At 62.9% G+C, this 19,142-nt stretch carries 19 protein-coding genes; 10 read left to right on the top strand and 9 right to left on the bottom strand.

Translation table 11 applies throughout. The features are described 5' to 3' along the window. The first annotated feature begins 28 nt into the window (after positions 1-28). The 10 genes from HB375_RS05490 to HB375_RS05535 all read left to right on the top strand — a co-directional run bounded on the left by HB375_RS05490 (position 29) and on the right by HB375_RS05535 (position 9,472). Positions 29-1,033, top strand: a complete 1,005-nt coding sequence (locus tag HB375_RS05490; protein WP_167671978.1) for a BMP family lipoprotein — start codon at positions 29-31, stop codon at positions 1,031-1,033. A gap of 152 nt (positions 1,034-1,185) precedes the next feature. Then, positions 1,186-2,709, top strand: coding sequence for an ABC transporter ATP-binding protein (locus HB375_RS05495; RefSeq protein ID WP_167671979.1), 1,524 nt, complete (start codon positions 1,186-1,188; stop codon positions 2,707-2,709). After that, on the top strand, positions 2,709-3,143 hold the full coding sequence (locus tag HB375_RS05500; RefSeq protein WP_167672504.1) for a VOC family protein: 435 nt from the start codon (positions 2,709-2,711) through the stop codon (positions 3,141-3,143). Before HB375_RS05495 ends, HB375_RS05500 begins: the two co-directional genes overlap by 1 nt. Continuing rightward, complete coding sequence (locus tag HB375_RS05505; RefSeq protein ID WP_167671980.1) at positions 3,140-4,246, top strand: ABC transporter permease subunit; 1,107 nt, start codon at positions 3,140-3,142, stop codon at positions 4,244-4,246. Before HB375_RS05500 ends, HB375_RS05505 begins: the two co-directional genes overlap by 4 nt. A 7-nt stretch (positions 4,247-4,253) precedes the next feature. Continuing rightward, positions 4,254-5,159: an ABC transporter permease gene (locus HB375_RS05510; RefSeq protein WP_167671981.1), complete on the top strand. Its 906-nt coding sequence runs from the start codon at positions 4,254-4,256 to the stop codon at positions 5,157-5,159. Between the two features lies 1 nt (position 5,160). Continuing rightward, the gene (locus tag HB375_RS05515) at positions 5,161-5,565 is read left to right on the top strand and encodes a cytidine deaminase (protein WP_167671982.1); all 405 of its coding nucleotides are present in this window, start codon (positions 5,161-5,163) and stop codon (positions 5,563-5,565) included. 45 nt (positions 5,566-5,610) lie between these two features. Next, on the top strand, positions 5,611-6,453 hold the full coding sequence (locus tag HB375_RS05520) for a purine-nucleoside phosphorylase (protein WP_246728366.1): 843 nt from the start codon (positions 5,611-5,613) through the stop codon (positions 6,451-6,453). Continuing rightward, positions 6,446-7,207, top strand: coding sequence for a deoxyribose-phosphate aldolase (gene deoC, locus HB375_RS05525; RefSeq protein ID WP_167671983.1), 762 nt, complete (start codon positions 6,446-6,448; stop codon positions 7,205-7,207). The genes HB375_RS05520 and deoC overlap by 8 nt, the downstream gene beginning before the upstream one ends. A 1-nt stretch (position 7,208) precedes the next feature. After that, complete coding sequence (deoA, locus tag HB375_RS05530) at positions 7,209-8,531, top strand: thymidine phosphorylase (RefSeq protein ID WP_167671984.1); 1,323 nt, start codon at positions 7,209-7,211, stop codon at positions 8,529-8,531. Next, a complete protein-coding gene (locus HB375_RS05535) occupies positions 8,528-9,472 on the top strand; it encodes an NAD(P)-dependent oxidoreductase (protein ID WP_167671985.1) in 945 nt (314 codons plus the stop codon). The genes deoA and HB375_RS05535 overlap by 4 nt, the downstream gene beginning before the upstream one ends. Here the strand turns inward: HB375_RS05535 and HB375_RS05540 are convergent. The 9 genes from HB375_RS05540 to HB375_RS05580 all read right to left on the bottom strand — a co-directional run bounded on the left by HB375_RS05540 (position 9,469) and on the right by HB375_RS05580 (position 19,133). Further along, positions 9,469-10,320, bottom strand: coding sequence for a C40 family peptidase (locus tag HB375_RS05540; protein WP_167671986.1), 852 nt, complete (start codon positions 10,318-10,320; stop codon positions 9,469-9,471). The two genes, HB375_RS05535 and HB375_RS05540, sit on opposite strands and share 4 nt — an antisense overlap. Beyond that, on the bottom strand, positions 10,317-10,664 hold the full coding sequence (locus tag HB375_RS05545; protein ID WP_167671987.1) for a MarR family transcriptional regulator: 348 nt from the start codon (positions 10,662-10,664) through the stop codon (positions 10,317-10,319). The genes HB375_RS05540 and HB375_RS05545 overlap by 4 nt, the downstream gene beginning before the upstream one ends. A 67-nt stretch (positions 10,665-10,731) precedes the next feature. Beyond that, positions 10,732-12,114, bottom strand: coding sequence for a leucyl aminopeptidase family protein (locus tag HB375_RS05550; RefSeq protein ID WP_167671988.1), 1,383 nt, complete (start codon positions 12,112-12,114; stop codon positions 10,732-10,734). A 63-nt stretch (positions 12,115-12,177) separates the two neighbouring features. Then, the gene (locus HB375_RS05555) at positions 12,178-13,677 is read right to left on the bottom strand and encodes a phosphomannomutase/phosphoglucomutase (protein WP_167671989.1); all 1,500 of its coding nucleotides are present in this window, start codon (positions 13,675-13,677) and stop codon (positions 12,178-12,180) included. A gap of 111 nt (positions 13,678-13,788) precedes the next feature. Further along, the gene (locus HB375_RS05560) at positions 13,789-14,697 is read right to left on the bottom strand and encodes a 2-dehydro-3-deoxygalactonokinase (protein ID WP_167671990.1); all 909 of its coding nucleotides are present in this window, start codon (positions 14,695-14,697) and stop codon (positions 13,789-13,791) included. A gap of 44 nt (positions 14,698-14,741) precedes the next feature. Then, on the bottom strand, positions 14,742-15,371 hold the full coding sequence (upp, locus tag HB375_RS05565; protein ID WP_167672506.1) for a uracil phosphoribosyltransferase: 630 nt from the start codon (positions 15,369-15,371) through the stop codon (positions 14,742-14,744). Between the two features lie 36 nt (positions 15,372-15,407). Beyond that, a complete protein-coding gene (locus tag HB375_RS05570) occupies positions 15,408-16,661 on the bottom strand; it encodes a DUF1688 family protein (RefSeq protein WP_167671991.1) in 1,254 nt (417 codons plus the stop codon). Between the two features lie 52 nt (positions 16,662-16,713). Continuing rightward, on the bottom strand, positions 16,714-17,976 hold the full coding sequence (locus tag HB375_RS05575) for a GTP cyclohydrolase II (protein WP_167671992.1): 1,263 nt from the start codon (positions 17,974-17,976) through the stop codon (positions 16,714-16,716). A gap of 326 nt (positions 17,977-18,302) precedes the next feature. Then, the gene (locus HB375_RS05580) at positions 18,303-19,133 is read right to left on the bottom strand and encodes a hypothetical protein (protein WP_205800073.1); all 831 of its coding nucleotides are present in this window, start codon (positions 19,131-19,133) and stop codon (positions 18,303-18,305) included. Between the last annotated feature and the right edge of the window lie 9 nt (positions 19,134-19,142).

The raw sequence follows: 19,142 nt of genomic DNA on the forward strand, positions 1-19,142 counted from the left end.
CGGCGCGCCAAACAGGGGAACAAAGCTTATGAAAGCAACTAAATTCGGCCTTGCGCTCGCGGGCCTCGCCTTTTCCGCCACGGCGGCTTTTGCACAGGACGCGTTCAAGCCGGCGATCGTCTATGACCTCGGCGGCAAGTTCGATAAGTCCTTCAATGAAGGCGTCCATACAGGCGCCGAGAAGTACAAGAAGGACACCGGCACCGATTATCGTGACTTCGAGCCGCAGAACGACGCCCAGCGCGAGCAGGCGCTCCGCCGCTTCGCGCGCGACGGCTTCTCGCCGATCGTTGCCGTCGGTTTCAGCCAGGAAACGGCTCTGAAGAAGGTCGCCGACGAGTTCCCGAAGACCAAGTTCGCCATCATCGACTCCGTGGTCGAGAAGCCGAACGTCCAGTCGGTCGTCTTCAAGGAGCATGAAGGCTCGTTCCTTGTCGGCCTTCTGGCCGTGCAGGCCTCCAAGACCGGCAAAGTTGGCTTCGTCGGCGGCATGGACATTCCGCTGATCCGCAAGTTCGCCTGCGGCTACGTCCAGGGCGCGAAATACGCCAAGGCTAACGCCGAAGTGTTCCAGAACATGACCGGCACCACGGGCGCGGCCTGGACCGACCCGGTGAAGGGCGGCGAGCTCGCCAAGAGCCAGATCGATCGCGGCGCTGACGTCGTCTATCACGCGGCCGGTGGCACCGGCGTTGGTGTCATGCGCGCAGCTGCGGATGCGGGCAAGCTCAGCATCGGCGTCGACTCGAACCAGAACGCCCTGCACCCGGGCAAGGTTCTCACCTCCATGGTGAAGCGCGTCGACATCGCCACCTACAACGCCTTCGATCAGGCGAAGAAGGGCACCTTCAAGGCCGGCGTCTCCGTGCTTGGCCTGAAGGAAGACGGTGTGGCTTGGGCGCTCGACGACAACAACAAGTCGCTGATCACCGCCGATATGAAGGCTGCTGCCGACAAGGCTGCCGAGGGCATCAAGTCCGGCGCCATCAAGGTGCATGACTACATGTCCGACTCGAAGTGCCCGGTGCAATAAGCCACCAGGGTTCTGCTCCTCCCGCCGCGCATTTTGCGCGGCGGATTGGGTTTTAAACGCGACCGGTGCCGTTCGTGGCGTCCGGTCGCGAAATCCGTTTTCATCCGTCGGAGTTTGCGCTGCCGATCCGAGGATGATGTGTGAGTTTGCTCATGCCTTCCGCCATTGAACTGCACGCCATTAACAAGCGCTTCGGTGAGGTTCACGCCAACAAGGACGTGAATCTCACGGTCGAGCGCGGGACGATTCACGGGATCGTTGGTGAAAACGGTGCAGGCAAGTCGACATTGATGTCGATCCTCTACGGCTTTTACGAAGCCGATTCCGGCGAGATCCGCGTCAACGGCAAGTCGGTTTCGATCCGCTCTCCCAACGACGCGATCTTTGCGGGCATCGGTATGGTCCATCAGCACTTCATGTTGGTGGAGCCGTTGACCGTCGTCGAGAATGTCATGCTCGGCGCCGAAGGCGGCACCATGCTGCGCGGCGGCGAGGCGAAGGTTCGCGCGGAGCTGGCGCGCCTTGCACACGACTACGGACTCGAGATCGATCCCGACGCCATCGTCGGCGAACTCTCGGTCGGCTTGCAGCAGCGTGTTGAAATTCTAAAGGCCCTTTATCGTGGGGCCGATATCCTCATTCTTGACGAGCCGACTGCGGTGCTGACGCCAGCGGAGGCGGATGCGCTCTTCAAACTGCTCCGCGCATTGCGCGCCCAGGGCAAGACCGTTGTCCTCATCACGCATAAGCTGCGCGAGATCATGGCCGTGACGGATCGCGTTTCTGTCATGCGACGTGGTGAGATGGTCGCGACGGTTGAGACGAAAGACACGTCTCCGCCGGAACTTGCTGAGTTGATGGTAGGCCGCCACGTTCTTCTGCACGTCGAGAAGAGTGAGCGGGAGCCGGGCGCACCGCTGCTCGAAGTGGATAATCTCTCCGTGATCGACAATCGCGGCGTGCTTCGGGTGGCGAATGTCTCGCTGACCGTTCGCGCAGGCGAAATCGTCGGCATCGCAGGTGTGGCGGGCAACGGCCAAAGCGAATTGCTTGAGACGCTGGCTGGCATGCGCCAGCCTGTTCTCGGCACGATCAAGTTCGAAGGGCGGGAGATCGGCTTTGCCGAGCACAACCCGCATGGGATGCGCAAGCTTGGCCTCTTGCATGTGCCGGAGGACCGGTTGCGCATGGGTCTCGTGTCCGCGTTCCCGGCCTTCGAGAGCGCAGCGCTCGGCTTCACCGATGATCCGCGCTTGGGACCGGGGCCGCTCCTTGATCATGACCGCATGATCGCGGATCTGTCGTCAAAGATGGAAGCCTACGATGTGCGCCCGCGCGCGCCGCGTCTGAAATCCTCTAAGTTCTCCGGCGGTAATCAGCAGAAGATTGTTCTGGCCCGCGAGATCGAGCGTAATCCGAAGGTGCTGCTTGTCGGCCAGCCGACGCGTGGCGTCGATATCGGTGCCATCGAGTTCATCCATCGCCGTCTCATCGCTCTGCGCGATGCGGGCGTTGGCATTCTTCTCGTGTCGGTCGAACTCGACGAGATCATGAATCTCTCCGACCGCATTCTGACAATGTGCGGCGGGCAGATCACCGGCGAGCGCAAGGCGAGCGAGACCGACGAGCAGGATCTCGGCCTTCTCATGGCCGGCGTTACGGAGCAGGCGGCATGATGCAACCACGTTTGACCCTTGTGACGCTCGGCGTCGCCGATGTCGCGAAAGCGACTGCCTTTTACGAGGCGTGGGGCTGGAAGGCTTCGTCCGCCAGTCAGCCGAGCGTCACATTCTTCCAGGCGAATGGTCTGGCGCTTGCACTCTTTGGGCGTGCGGACCTCGCTGCAGATGCATATGTGGAAGATAGGCCGACCGGCTTTTCCGCCGTCACGCTTGCCTACAACGCGCGTTCAAAGGCGGAGGCCGACGAGGTTTTCGCGTTGGCGCTGAAAGCCGGCGCGCGCGAACTCAAGCCACTGCAGGATGTGTTTTGGGGCGGCTACTCGGGTTATTTCGCCGACCCGGACGGACACCTCTGGGAGGTTGCCTGGAATCCTTCTTTCCCCCTTGACGACGAGGGACATATGTTTTTGCCGGATCATCAAAAGTGAGCGCACCCATCGATCTTCCCAAATGGGTCGACACGGCCCTTGTACCCGCCGTTTCGGTGGTGGCAGCGTTCCTCGTGGCCGGCCTCGTCGTGGTCGGCATCGGCGAGAATCCGCTAACCGCAACCCGCCTCCTGATCCAGGGCAGCCTCGGCACCGGCGAGGGGCTTGGCTTCACGCTGTTCTACACGACCAATTTCATCTTCACGGGGTTGGCGGTGGCGGTGGCCTATCATGCGGGCCTGTTCAACATCGGCGCGGAAGGCCAGGCGACGCTCGCCGGCCTCGGCGCGGCTCTCGTCCTCCTCAATCTGGGATTCCTGCCGGGCTTTTTGCTGATCCCGCTCGGCATCCTGGGCGCTGCGGCATTCGGCGCTCTCTGGGCTGCGATTCCCGGTTACCTGCAGGCGAAACGAGGAAGCCATATCGTGATCACCACGATCATGTTCAACTGGCTCGCGAGCGTGCTGATCGTCTACCTGCTGGTCAACGTGCTGCGTGAACCGACCAACATGAACCCGGAGACGCCGGCATTTCCGGTGCAGTCGCAGATCCCGTTCATGCATGATGTCTTCGCCGCGTTCGGAATCGAGATCGCGCCGTCGCAGCTCAATCTTACCTTCGTGCTGGCATTGGCCGCCGCTTATGGCATCTGGCTGCTCATTTATCGCTCCCGCCTCGGCTATGCGATCCGCACCATCGGCTTCAATCCTTTGGCGGCGGTCTATGCGGGCATCTCGCCCGCGCGCGTTACGGTCATTGCGATGATCCTCTCCGGCGCGCTGGCCGGGGGCCTCGCGGTCAATGAGTTGATGGGCTATCAGCATCGGCTGCTGCTTGAATTCACCTCGGGCTACGGCTTCGTCGGCATCGCCGTTGCGTTGATGGGACGCGCGCATCCGCTCGGCATCATTCTCGCATCGCTTCTGTTCGGCATTCTCTATCAAGGCGGTGCGGAGCTCGCTTTCGAGCAGCCAGCCATCACTCGCGACATGGTGGTCGTGATCGGCGGCATCATCATCCTGTTCGCAGGGGCGCTCGAAGGGCTTTTCCGCCGCGTCGTGGCGCGCATGCTGACGCCGGCCCTGAAGCAAGTGAGGGCTTAAAATCATCATGGATCTCAGCTTCTTCGTCACTGTATTCGATTCCTCGCTACGCTTGTCGATCCCGCTTCTCGCGGCGTGCCTCGCAGGGCTCTGGTCGGAGCGCTCCGGCGTCGTCGACATTGGGCTTGAGGGCAAGATGCTGGTCGCAGCCTTCGCGGCGGCAGCGGCAGCGCACGCGTTTGGCTCCGCCTGGATTGGGCTTCTCGCCGGCATCGGCGCTTCCGTCGCGTTCGCGCTCATTCACGGCTTTGCCTCGATTAGCCAGCGCGGCAATCAGATCGTCTCCGGCGTCGCCATCAACATGCTTGCCGTCGGGTTGACGGCCATCGTCGGAAACGCCTGGTACGGCCAGGGCGGCCGCACGCCGCCGCTCGAAGGCGCCGAGCGTTTCGGCGAGGTCTTTCTGGGCCACTCCGCTCCGGTCTACATCGCGCTGCTTGCCGTCGTGGTGACTTGGTTCGTCCTCGGCAAGACGCGCTTTGGCTTGCGTCTTCGCGCCGTCGGTGAGAACCCCGCAGCGGTCGATACCGCTGGCATTTCCGTCACGAAGCTGCGCTATGCGGCCGTTGTTATTTGCGGCGCCCTCTGCGGCCTTGCGGGCACCTATCTCTCGGTCGGCCAGTCGGCTGGATTCTTGCCCAACATGACGGCGGGCAAGGGCTTCATTGCGCTCGCGGCGCTGATCTTTGCCAAGTGGCGCGCGTGGCCGGCACTCGGCACCTGCTTCCTGTTTGGCGTGCTGGAGGTCGCTGCCATTCGCCTGCAGGGCATCGCGCTTCCCGGCATCGGCGAAGTGCCGGTGCAGGCCATTCAGGCTTTGCCTTATCTCATGACGGTGATTTTGCTTGCCGGTGTCATCGGCAAAGCCATTCCGCCGCGCGCATCCGGCGTTCCTTACGTGAAGGAGCGGTGACATGGCATCTCTCGACACGTTGTTCGAAGCCGCCAAGGCTGTGCAAACGAAAGCCTACGCGCCGTATTCCCGCTTCAAGGTCGGCGCTGCGATCATGACGCCGGACGGCAAAGTCTTCTCGGGCTGCAATGTCGAGAACGCGGCTTATCCCGTGGGCTCCTGCGCAGAAGGCGGCGCGATTTCGGCGATGGTGGCGGGCGGTGAGAGCCGCATCGCTGCGATTGTTGTGATGGGCGAAGGCGATGCGCTCGTCACCCCCTGCGGCGGTTGCCGCCAGCGCATCCGCGAATTCGCCGCGCCGGATACACCCATTCACGTGGCGGGCCCGGAGGGCATTCGAAAGAGCTTTACGCTCGATGAGTTACTGCCCTTCTCCTTCGGGCCTCACAACCTCGGCACCCGATAAGACACGGCGTAAAGCTTCACGAGATTTGAAAGTAGGAGGAGCGTGATGGAGATTATGCTCCGAGAGATGATGATGGAACAGAAGGTTCAGGAAACAGCCGAATTCGTTCGAGCGCGTGGTTTTGACGGGAAGTTCGACGCCGCTTTCGTGCTCGGCACCGGTCTCGGCACCTTGGTCGATGAAGTGACCAACGCAGTCAGCTTGCCCTATGCGGACATTCCACACTTTCCGAAGAGCGGCGTCTCCGGCCATGCGGGGCGTCTCGTTGCCGGTATGTTGGAAGGCAAGCGTGTCCTGCTTTTCCAGGGCCGCGCGCATTATTACGAAACCGGCGATGCGGGCGCGATGCGCGTGCCAGTGGCGCTAGTGCGGGAGCTGAACGTGCCGGCGCTGGTTTTGACCAATGCCGCCGGTTCCGTGCGCGCCGAGATCCGCCCCGGGAGTCTTGTTGCGATCAACGATCACCTCAACCTCTCCGGCACAAATCCGCTGCTGAAGGATCACACAGACGGCCGTTTCGTTTCGCTGACCGGCGCTTATGACGAGGGCCTACGCAGGACCTTGCAAGGAGCGGCGAAGAAGGCAGGCATTGACCTGCCCGAGGGCGTCTATGCGTGGCTTTCCGGGCCAAGCTTCGAGACGCCGGCTGAGATCCGCATGACACAGATTCTCGGCGGCGATCTTGTTGGCATGTCGACTGTGCCCGAGGTCATCCTCGCGCGTTATTATGGCCTGAAGGTCGCGGCAATCTCGGTTGTCACCAACCTCGCAGCCGGCATTGAAGGCGCATCGCCGTCGCATCAGGAGACGAAGGATACGGCCGCCGAGGCATCGGAGAGGTTCAAGCGTCTCATTCGCTCGTTCGTTGCGGAGTTGTCTCATGTCTGACGCCCAAATCGCACAACGCGCCCTGCGCAGTCTCGATCTGACGGACTTGACGGATAACTGCACTGACCAGGCGATCGATGCGCTTTGCGCCAAGGCGCTCAATCCGCACGGCCCTGTCGCCGCAGTGTGCGTGTGGCCACAATACGTGGCGCGTGCGCGTGATGCGCTGCGTGGCTCCTCCGTCCAGATCGCGACGGTGGTCAACTTCCCTGCCGGTGGCGAGGACATCGGCCGCGTCGTCGACGATACGCGCGAAGCGCTCGCCGATGGCGCCAATGAAATCGATCTCGTGCTGCCTTGTGCGGCAGTGCGTCGCGGTGATCTGCGCACAGCGAGCGAGATGGTTGAAGCGGTGCGCGAGGTTGTCGGCGAGGGGCATCTCCTGAAGGTCATTCTTGAAACGGGTGAACTCGCCGATCCGAAACTGATCGCCACCGCAAGCCGGATCGCCATCGAAGCGGGTGCCGATTTTATCAAGACCTCGACCGGCAAGACGCCCGTTTCCGCCACACCCGAAGCGGCGGAAATCATGCTCAATGCGATCAAGCTTTCCGGTCGCCCCGTCGGGCTCAAGCCATCGGGCGGTATTCGCACCGTCGCGGATGCAAAGATTTATCTCGACCTTGCCGACCGGATCATGGGTGCTGATTGGGCGACGCCCAAGACGTTCCGCATTGGAGCCAGCAGCGTCTATAACGCGCTGATTGCAGCCATCGAAGGGCGAGCGAGCACGACCGCCGCCGGGACTTACTGACATGACTCTTCTTCCGCAGGAAATCATCCGCCGCAAGCGCGACGGCGGTGTGCTCGAGGCCGAGCTGATTCAGGACTTCATCGAAGGCCTGACGACCGGACGCGTCTCGGAAGGGCAGGCGGCTTCGTTCGCCATGGCAGTGTTCTTCCGTGGATTGTCGGTGCCTGAACGCGTAGCGCTGACTCAGGCGATGATGCGCTCCGGCGAAGTGCTGAAATGGGATCTCCCCGGTCCGGTGCTCGACAAGCATTCGAGCGGGGGCGTGGGGGATACGGTGAGCCTCGCGCTGGCTCCGGCGGTTGCGGCCTGCGGCGGCTATGTGCCGATGATTTCCGGTCGCGGTCTCGGCCACACGGGCGGAACGCTCGACAAGCTCGATTCCATTCCCGGTTACGTGTCTCAGCCCGACATCGAGACCTTCCGACGCGTGACGCGCGAAATCGGCTGCGCCATCATCGGCCAGACCGCGGATCTCGCGCCCGCCGACAAGCGCCTCTATGCCATCCGCGACGTGACGGCGACGGTTGAATCCATCGATCTCATCACCGCGTCGATCCTGGCGAAGAAACTCGCAGCCGGATTGCACGGCCTCGTCATGGACGTGAAGTTCGGCTCCGGTGCCTTCATGGACAACGCGGCCGATGCGCGCGCCCTTGCCGAAAGTCTCGTTCTCGTCGCGAACCGCACCGGGCTGCCGACGAGCGCGCTTCTCACCGACATGAATGAGCCGCTTGCTTCCGCTGCCGGCAACGGGGTGGAGGTTGCTTACACTGCCGATTACCTCACGGGGCGCCGCCGCGAGGAGCGCTTCCATCGCGTGACTGTGGAGCTAAGCGCCGAGATGCTCGTGCTCGGCAAGCTTGCAAGCGACATTACTGAGGCGAGAGCGAAGATCGAAGACGCTATTGCGTCGGGCAAGGCCGCGGAGATTTTTCAGCGTATGGTTGTCGCGCTCGGCGGTCCCAGCGACCTTCTGGAACATCCTGACAAGCGGCTCGAAGCGGCACCGTTCGTGCGTCCGATCTATGCGGAGCGCGCGGGCATCGTTCAGAAGATCGCGACCCGCGATGTCGGCGTTGCCGTCGTCGCGCTCGGCGGTGGGCGTACGCGTCCGCAGGATCCTATCGATCACGCCGTCGGCCTGACGGAGTTGGCGAGTGTCGGTGCGGCAATCGATGCGCAGCAGCCGCTTGCCATCGTTCACGCGCGCAGCGAAGCCGCGGTCGAAGAGGCTACGCGTGCGGTCCGCGCCGCCTATACCGTCGGTGATGCCCCTGCTAAATCGGGGCCATTGATCCTCGAACGCATCGGAGCCACGTCGTGACCCTGCTCGTCGCGCTGACCTGGGACCCTAAGCCGTGGGTCGAACGGTTCAGAAGTCATCTCTCGGGGCGTGACATCGTCGTTTTGGGCGAGGATTTCGACAGGGCGCGCGTGCGCTATGTCGCGACGTGGGGCCCGAAGCCCGGCAGCTTATCGAATCTCCCATCGCTCGAGGCCATCTTTTCGCTCGGTGCCGGTGTCGATCACCTGATGGGATATCCCGACCTGCCTGATGTGCCGATCGTGCGCGTGTCGCAGGATGATCTGACTTACCGCATGAGCGAATATGTGGTGATGCATTGCCTCATGTACCTGCGCGATCAGCGCCGGTTCGATGCGGACCAGCAGGCGAAGCGCTGGGAGCCGGACCGTGCGCCGCCGATTGCGGCCCAAGTGCGCGTCGGCGTCATGGGCTTTGGTGCGCTGGGTCAGGATGCAGCGCGCAAGTTGAAGGTCATGGGCTTCGATGTGGCCGGTTGGAGCCGCACGCCGAAGTCGGTCGACGGTTTCGAGATCTTCTCCGGTGAGGCGGGACTAGAGCAGTTCCTCGCGCGCACGGATATTCTCGTCAGTCTGCTTCCGTTGACGTCAGAGACACGCGGCATTCTCAAGCGCGATCTGTTCAAGAAACTGGCGCGCGACGGACATCTCGGTGGCCCTATCCTCATCAATGCTGGGCGCGGCGGGTCGCAGGTCGAGGCGGATATTCTTGCCTGCCTTGATGATGGCACACTGAAGGGCGCGACGCTCGATGTATTCGAGGTCGAGCCGCTTCCGCAAGAGTCGAAGCTCTGGAACCATCCGCGCGTCACGGTCACGCCGCACAATTCCGCGACAAGCGATCCGGAGATGACGGCGCGCTACATCGCGCACCAGATCCTCCGCCATGAGGCGGCGGGCGAGCCGTTCCAGCATGTGGTGGATCGGGGACGCGGCTACTAGCGAAGGCGCTTGATGCTGCTGATCGCGCCGTAGCTCGTCTCGCGGATACGCTTTTCGGCCACGGCAAGGGGTTCGACATAAACCGTCATGCTGTGGCCGGTGGCGTGGATGAGACGAGTCTCGTCCATCATCAGGCCGACATGGCCTCTCCAGAATACCAAGTCGCCGCGTCGCAGGCCGCTGAGATCGAGCTTCACCTCGACGGCTGCGCCGAGCAACTTCTCTTGCATGTCGCTGTCGCGCGGCGCCTTGATGCCGGCTGCCGTCAGGCAGGTTTGCGCGAGGCCGGAGCAATCGAGCCCGACGGTGGTCTTGCCGCCCCAGAGATAGGGGGTGTGCTCAAGACGCTCGGCGACGCCGACATAATCCGTTTCAAAGGAATCGAGAGCGGCGAGGTGGGCTGCGAAGACGTAGCAGCCGCTTGCCAAGCGTGCGTACTCACCTTCGATGCCGACGACAGCTACTTTTGAATGCAGCGTCAGAAAGCCCTCATTGGGCAGCTTCAGGTTCGGGCCGGGATAGAGGAAGGTGCGGAGCGTGCCGACCTTGTGAGTCGGCTCGGGTCCCGGTTCGCCGAGCGTGGCGCTCGGCAGATATCCCACATAGCCGTCGTCGCGCAGCTGCACCCAGGCCCAGCCCTCGTGCTCGTCGTAAACGGTTACGCTTTCACCATAGATCGCCTGCGTGTCGACCGGCGCCTCGCGCGACGGATTGCGGTGCAGAGAGATATAGGAGGCAATGACGCGCTTCGCGGTGCCCGGAGAAAACCGCTCCGCTTCGACCTGCCCGCGCAGGCGCTCGTCGGCCAGATCGGCACGGAAGGGCGTGATGCGGCGGTCGAAATTCATAGGGGCAACTCCTTGGCGCGGGCCGTGACGATATCTCCTAGCCGCTCTACCGCCAATGCGCCAGCGACCGTGCGCTGAATGATAACATTGCGGCGATCGACCTCATCCCGGCGGCGGGAGACGAGATCGAGCTTGCCCATGGTGTCGAGGGCCCGGGTGATAACCGGCTTGGTGACGTTCAGCTTCTTTGCGAGGCCGCGCACCGTATGCGGCGGCGGCTCGAGATAGATCGTCAGCAGAATGGCGATCTGACGCGAGGACAGGTCGCCATCCTGATGCACGAGGTCGAGATGGACGTCGTGCCACAGCTTGAGGGATTGCGAGGCTCGTAACTCGACAGGCATGGCCGCACCGCTCGTTTCGGACCCGTATTATTCGGGTTCCGGGCGAGCGGCGCAACCCCGTATCTGTTTAGCGGCCGTACCGATCCTTCAGGAGCGCATACATCAGTCGCGCTGCCTGCACCTCAGCGCCTTCGGGGCGGCCGGGCTTGGTGGCGTTGTTCCAGGCGAAGATGTCGAAGTGGACATAAGCCTTCGCCGCAGACACGAACCGGGTCAGGAACAGCGCAGCCGTGACCGAGCCCGCCATGGGGCCGCCCGTGTTGTTGATGTCGGCGGACTTGGAATCGAGCTGAGACAGGTAGGATTGCCAGAGCGGCATGCGCCAGACCGGATCGTTCTGCGCTTCGCCGTGGCGGGCGACGTCGAGCGCCAGAGCATCGTCATCCGTGAAGAAGGCGGGCAGCTCGGGGCCGAGCGCCACGCGCGCCGCACCGGTCAGCGTCGCGAAATCGACGATGAGGTCCGGCGTTTCCTCGTCGGCTAGTGCCAACGCATCACCGAGGACCAGGCGGCCTTCGGCGTCCGTGTTGCCGATCTCGACCGTGATGCCCTTGCGGCTCTGCAGGATGTCGCCAGGGCGGAAAGCGTTGGCGGAAATCGAGTTCTCGACGGCGGGGACGAGCACGCGCAGACGCACCGGCAGGTTCGCGCCCATGATCATGTCGGCGAGCGCGAGGGTTGCTGCCGAACCGCCCATGTCCTTGCGCATCATCAGCATGGAGGCGGCAGGCTTGATATCGAGACCGCCGGTATCGAACGCGACGCCCTTGCCGACCAGAGTGACGCGCGGCGCGCCCTCCTTGCCCCAGGTGAAATCGATGAGGCGCGGGGGCGTAGCGGAGGCGCGGCCGACCGCGTGAATCATCGGGAAGTTCTGCTTCAGCAAATCGTCACCGACGATGGATTTGAATTTCGCACCGTGCTTTTCGGCGAGCTTGCGGGCCGCCGCCTCGATGCCATCGGGGCCGAGATCGCTGGTGGGCGTGTTGATGAGATCGCGGCTTGTGATCACCGCATCGGCGATGCGCGAAACCTCATCCACATTGACGCCTTCCGGTGGGACGAGACGGACGGATTTTTCGGTACGCTTGCGATAGCGGTTGAACGAATATGCCCCGAGAATCCACGCGAGCGTAGCAAGGGTGGGGTTCGGCGCCTGCGTCTCGAAACGATAGACGCCGTCCGGCAGCAGCGTGACGAGCTTGCCGGGCAGGAAGGGGTCGATGCGCTTGGCATCTTTGCTGTCGAGGCCGAAGACGACGCCGAGAATATTTCCGTCCGCATCGGGCAACACACAGTGGCTACCGGCCTTCGCGTCGAACCCCTGCGCCTTCGCAAAGGCGCGCGTGGCTGCGGGGAATTTTTCCAGAATACCGGGCCAGGTCGCGTCGTTCACGAGCCAGATCGGGAGTGACGCTTCATGCGGGAAGGCAAGCAGGGAGTGGGGCATCGAACAGTCTCGGTGGAATGAGAAAATCCGGCAGGGGTGCCTGCCGGATTGGGAGAGGAGGGATCAGATCGTCTGGTTGTAAGCGCCGACTTCCGAGTTCTCGTGAAGCACGGCATCGACCGCTTTGAACATCTCGTGCATGCGCGCTTCCGCCACCGGGCTCTCAACGACGACCACGATCTCCGGTTTGTTGGAGGACGCGCGCACGAGACCCCAGGTGCCGTCTTCGGTCACCACACGCACGCCGTTGACGGTGACGAGATCCTTGATCGCATAACCGCCGACCTTCTCGCCTTTGGCCTTCAGGTCGATGAAGCGTTTCACCACGCGCTCGACGACATCGTACTTGATCTCGTCGGCGCACTTTGCGGCCATGGTCGGCGAGCCCCAGGTCTTCGGCACGGCAGCGTAAAGATCGGCCATGGACTTGCCGGGATTGCGGTCGAGCATTTCGCACACGGCAATCGCGGTCAGAACGCCGTCGTCATAGCCGCGTCCGACTGGCTTGTTGAAGAAGAAGTGACCCGACTTCTCGAAGCCTGCGAGCGCGGAGAGTTCCGTGACGCGGCGCTTGATGTAGGAGTGGCCGGTCTTCCAGTAGTCGGTCTTCGCGCCCTGCGCTGTGAGTTCGGGATCGGTCGCGAACACGCCGGTCGATTTCACATCGACCACGAAGGTTGCATTGGGATGGAGCTTCGAGAGATCGCGCGCGAGCATCACGCCGATCTTGTCCGCGAAAATCTCGTCGCCGTTGTTGTCGACAACACCGCAGCGGTCGCCGTCGCCATCGAAGCCGAGGCCGACATCCGCGCCGGTTTCGCGCACCTTGTCCGCGATGGCATGAAGCATCTTCATGTCCTCTGGATTCGGATTGTAGCGCGGGAAGGTGTGATCGAGATTGGCATCGAGCGGGATCACCTCGCAGCCGATCATCTCCAGCACCTTCGGTGCGAACGCACCCGCCGTGCCGTTGCCGCAGGCCGCGACGACCTTGAGTTTGCGCTTCAGCTTCGGACGATTGGTGAGGTCCGCGATGTAGCGGGCCGGGAAGTTTTCGACGAACTGGTAGGAGCCGCCGTCGCGCAGCTTGAACGCCGCGTTCATGACGATGTCCTTCAGGCGTCCCATTTCGTCGGGGCCGAAGGTGAGGGGGCGGTTCGCGCCCATCTTCACGCCGGTCCAGCCATTGTCGTTGTGGGAGGCGGTGACCATGGCGACAGCCGGGCAATCGAGTTCGAACTGGCCGAAATAGGCCATAGGCGAAAGCGCGAGGCCGATATCCTTCACGCGCACGCCCGCGGCCATGAGGCCGGAAACCAGGGCGTATTTGATGGAGGAGGAATAACCGCGGAAATCGTGGCCCGTCACCAGGTCAGGCCGTACGCCCATCTCATGGATCAGAGTGCCCAGGCCCATGCCCAGGGCCTGTATGCCCATGAGGTTGATCTCTTTCTCGAACAGCCAGCGAGCATCGTATTCGCGAAAGCCGGTCGGCTTTACGAGCGGGAAGGATTCGTACTCGTAGGTGTTCGGCGAGAGAGCGACTTGAGGCTTGGGGAACATGGTCCATCCGGAATGGGAGGTTTCAGTGAGGCGCGATCTTGAGGATCGGATATGAATGAAGTCTGACTACTCGGTGGGTCAGGTCGGATTATGGTTTCTTTCACCCAGGCTTCAACCGGCCCGGTGATGCCTGACGATTCGGGCTAGCCCGGCGATCAGGGCCTCCTGCGGGGCTTTGACATGGGTCTCGATGCCGTGGCGGGCAAGGGCATGGCGGTAGAGATCGGCGCGGGGCCGATCTGCGATAATGGTTACCGCGGAAGGGCGTCCGAACTGTGACAGGGCGCCGTTGATCTCGTCCCCGGTCAGGAGGCCGGACAGATAGGGCGCGAGCAGGCTCGTCTCCATGTGCCCGGAAACAACGGCGGCGCGGGCGCCGAAGAGGAGGTGGAGCAGGCCGACATGCTGTCCGCCTTCGCCGCTGTTGCGGCGGGCGGCCTCCAACCCGAGATCGAAGCCACGCGGGTCTTCCGGTTCGGTTGCGGGGCGGCCGATCATCGAGTGCTCGCGCAGGAGTGCATACATTTCGCCGGTCATATAGGTGGCGAAGCGCTCGATCTTGCCGCCTCGCATCTCGATCCACTTGGGATGCGTGCCGGGGGAGCAGACCAGCCCGTTCTCGACGCCGGCGCCCAGCACGAGCGTTTCTTCGCCGCGCATGACATCCGGCGCGCCGGGGGTGGGTTCGCAGTAAAGGCCGGGGATGATGTAGGCCTTGCGGCCGTGATCCAGATCAACCGGAATCATCGCGCCAGCAATCTCGGCCGGGCCGGCCGGGCAGGAGGCGTAAGGAGCGACGACCCAGCCCTCGCGGCTGCCGACCATGCCGACGAGGAGGACGGGAGCATCCGGCTCGACATCGAGCCAGCGTCCACAGTGGCGAAGGAACACGTCGCGATGCTGGCCCTGTTTGAGGGCGGAGACGCCCTCATCGGAAGAGACCTGATCGAGAATGGTTTCGTTCTCGATCAGATAACCGCGAAAACGGGTTGTTCCCCAATCGGCGACGATGAAGCGCAAGGCTGGCGATCCTGCGGGTCCGAGGATTTAAACCGGGCTGGCCCTTAGCGCGTTCCATACATGCGGTCGCCCGCATCGCCGAGGCCCGGCACGATGTAGCCGTGATCGTTGAGGTGGTTGTCGATGGCGGCGGTCCAGATCGGCACGTCGGGATGGGCGCTGCGCATCCGCTCGATGCCTTCCGGGGCGGCGAGCAGGCAGACGAAGCGTAGATCCTTTGCGCCACGCTCTTTGAGCCGGTCGATGGCGGCAACCGCCGAATTGGCGGTGGCAAGCATGGGGTCGAGCACCAGCACCATGCGGTCGGCGAGGTCGGACGGGGCCTTGAAATAATATTCGACCGCCTGGAGCGATTCCGGATCACGATAGAGGCCGATATGGGCCACGCGCGCGGCGGGCACGAGGGTCAGCATGCCGTCGAGAAAGCCAACACCGGCGCGCAGGATGGGGGCGAAGACGAGCTTCTTGCCGGCGATCTGCACACCTTCCGTGATGGTCAGCGGTGTTTCGATGGTCACGCGCTCCACAGGCAGGCTGCGGGTCACTTCGTAGCAGAGGAGCATGCCGATCTCGTTGAGGAGCTGGCGGAAGCCCTTCGTTGACCGCTCCTTCTCCCGCATCAGGGTCAGTTTGTGCTGAACCAGCGGATGATCGACCACGGTGACGCCCTGCATGCTCTTTTGCCCTTCAATCGTCTTGTGCTGGTTCATTTAAAACACCGTCCCGTCGCTGATTATCGTAAGCGGAGGAGATCCATCGCCGCGCCGTGCCTTGGCAAGCCTGCGCCCCGTCGCCCAGGTGCCGCCTTCAAGCACCTTGGCGAGGGGAAAATCCTCCGCCTTCAATCCGAGCTTCGCACGGATCGGATCGGCAATGCGGTCTAGAAGCGCGACGGTCAAGGCCCGCCATTCCACGACGAGGGTGGAATCCACCGCGTGAGGACGATTGGCCTCAGCCGGATCCTTCAAGGACAGTACGCCCGCATCGAGAAACAGGCCGCCGTTGCGGTATTCGGGCAGGCCCGTCAGGCCGTCGATTTCCACCACGTCATAGCCCGCCCATTCCAGCGGCTCGATGAGGGAATAGGAGAGCCACTGGGAGAGCTTGTGGAACGGAATCAGGCCGTTGGTCGCGTCCGGCGCATCGACGAGGGGATGCCGCCAGGTATCGCCGAGATGGACGCCGCCGAGCGTGATGCGGCTCGGCCAGATCGCGCCGAGATGGGTGAGAACGGCGTCGAGGATGGCGGTCGCCTTGATCGTGTCGTTCTCGGCGGTCGCCTCGATGACCTCGAAAAGTCCGCCGGGGCGGGGATCGTCGTTCTGGCCGAAGATGTCGGGGTTCGTCGCCACGACCCGGCCGAGACGGTTGAGGAGGGCGACGCGTCCGTCGAGGCCGAGGATGGGATTATCCGCCGAAACTTGAAATCCCTCGGCCAGATCCTCCGGCCGCAGGCTCAAGAGCACATCCGCATCGACCCGGAACGGGTCTTCCGGGTGGCTTGAGAACAGGCCGCTGACGAACATGTTGAAGCTCGCGACGGCAAGACCTTCCGAGCGGGCGTAAGTTTCGCCGGTGCGGCCTTCCTCATAACGCCAGTCGGGACCCGCGCCCGCATCGAGCAGAACCGAGACGATGGCGAGGTCGAAGGCGGCGCGGGCCATCTCGCCGGTATTGGTCCAGGTAGCGCCGTGCACCACCGCGCCCCAGCGGTCATAATCTCCGGCCGCGAAGTGTCGCCAGCGGGCATGGAAAGGGACGTCGAGGGACGGATAGGCTTCGCGGATGGTGGCCACCACCTCGTCGGCGCAGGCGTCCAGCCGGTCGAGATGAACCGCGAAATGCGCCAGGCGGCCCTCAAGCCCGTGCTGTAAAATTTGATGAGAACGGTCGCGCACCGCTTTAGCGCTCAGGAGGTTTTTGGCGGCCTGTGTATCCGGGGCGAGGGGCGAGGGGTCCGTCACGCGCAACTCCTGGGCTTTCGACGCGGAAGCGATAGCATGACTGACCGCTGCTCTAGAAGTGCTCGAGATCGCGCCCTTTCACCCGCTCCAGCGTCGAGGCCTCGGGCGCACCATCCGGCGTGTAGTAGCCCGCGGCCTTCTTGGCTTCCAGCTCTACCTGCGCATCGGGGGGCACCAATTCTGCGGGGATCGGCACGCGCTCCACGACCTCGATGCCAGCACTGGTGATGGCGTCGTACTTCATGTTCGACATGGACATGAGCCGGTCGATGCGGCGGATGCCAAGCCAGTTGAGCACATCGGGCATGAGCTGCTGGAAGCGCGCATCCTGCACGCCCGCCACGCATTCGGTGCGCTCAAAGTAGGTCGAGGCCGTGTCGCCGCCTTCCTGCCGCTTGCGAGCGTTGTAGACGAGGAACTTCGTGACCTCGCCGAGAGCCCGGCCTTCCTTGCGGTTATAGGCGATGATGCCGACTCCGCCGCCTTGGGCTTCCCGTACGCATTCCTCGATGCCGTGCACGAGATAGGGGCGGCAGGTGCAGATGTCCGAGCCGAACACGTCCGAGCCGTTGCATTCGTCATGAACGCGGCAGGCGATGCGGGTCCTCGGATCGTTGAGCTTGGCCGCATCGCCGATGATGTAGACCGTCGTGTTGCCGATAGGCGGCAGAAACACGCTCATGTCGGGCCGGGTCACAAGTTCGGGGAACATGCCGCCGGTCTGCTCGAACAAGGTGCGCCGCAACTCGCCTTCCGAGCAACCGAACCGATCCGCAATGCCGGGCAGATACCAGACCGGATCGACCGCAATCTTGGTTACAGCGATGTCGCCGGAAGCGTGCAGCACACCGCCATCGGCTTTCAGCCGCTTCGACCCCATGGCACCCAAAATCTCCGGCATGTTCAGCCGCGCCTTGGTGATCGCGATAGTGGGGCGGATATCGAGGCCGCCGGCGATCTCATCTCCGTAAACTGCGCCGACCAGATGGCCCCACGGATCGAGGGAGACGATGCGGCCCGGCTCGAACCATTGCGGATGGGGGCCGATATCGGCGGTGGGGTGCGTATTGTGCAGGTCCGGCCGCGTCACCGGGTTGAGCGCGCGGGCTGAAATCGCGAGCGCCCGATAGAGCGAATAGGACCCGCCATGCGCGCCGATGACATTGCGGTCGGAGGGGTTAGTGACGGAGCCGATGATCGGCCCGCGCTCCCTCGGATCGCCTGCACCCCATTTGATCGGGCGGCGGATCGTGGCCGCGTTGGGTTCTGGATGGGAGGTCAGCCGGATATGGGTCGTGCGGTTCGGCGAGTTCATCGGGGTCTTCCACGCGGTGGAGGACTCTCCGAAAGGACCGTTCGGAGCGCCTCCTTACGATCTACGGTAGATTGATCCGAAGTTACGAGGACGTCAATGATGTCGATCACTCAAGGCTTCCTTGAGGACGGCGCAAAGATTGGTTTTCAAAGAGCAAGCGCCTTCGGGCTCGGGGCGTCTTATCCAGCACCATCAGCGATTATGGGTTCCGGGCTCCGCTGCGCGGCCCCGGAATGACAGCAGTGCGGCGTGTCCAAGACGCGGATGGCTGGGACAAGCCCGGCCATGACGAGGCGGGCGCGGCGATTAATGGAGCTGGACAATCCTCAAGCCGGAAACTGCCTTCGCCATTGATCATTGATATTGTCCCACCTCCTGTCGACCTCCCCGGTCTCGTCCCTCTCGCAGGCGAAGTAGACGATGCTCAGAGCCGCGTACTGGCCTGGATGGTGGGAGATCGTGTCCATGAGCGCGAGACATTGTTCAGTCGAGATACAGCGCCCTCCAATTCGAGCGATAGCCACCTCGCTGACATCCTCGGCCAGCGGGTGATCAAACCCGGCACGCCAATAATTCATGACGTCCCTTTGCGCCGGTAAAGAGACCTTTGCGCTTCTCGGAGGGCGGCTGATCTCGTCGAGAACCGCGAAGACTGCGTTGGCCGAAATTGCTCGGCCGAGGTCAATCATGATCTTCCAAAAAGGTATATCCGGGTGGCCCTTGTCCGAGATCGGGCAGTCAATGACGTTCAAAAATTGCTCTTCGGTCATCGGAAGCGCCCGCAGCACGGACGGCGGGTTAAATATGAGCTTCAGAGCTTCCTGGGCAATGGCCCGGATCTCACGCCACTTTGGATGGTCGATCGTAATCTTGGGGTCCGGATCTGATCCAACCTCCTGCTGGTAGGCTTGGATAGTATTGCGGAGTCGCCGGAGAGCCGCCTGTGCCTGAGGCGAGAGCGCAAGTTCCTTATCGGTGATGAAGCTATGCTCGCCCTCATCCAGCGGTGGCAGGAGATCGCAAATCTCGTCGCCAGGCGAGTCTCGGAGGTTGGGGTCCAGACCGAACCAGGAGACCCGCTGCGTGGCCTCATCGGCGATGCCTTCAAGTGCTTCACGAGCCCACCGTAACTTCAGCTCCGGGGGTGTTTCCATCACGCTCTTCTC

It is taken from the genome of Microvirga terricola (assembly GCF_011777495.1).
GTDB lineage: Bacteria > Pseudomonadota > Alphaproteobacteria > Rhizobiales > Beijerinckiaceae > Microvirga > Microvirga terricola.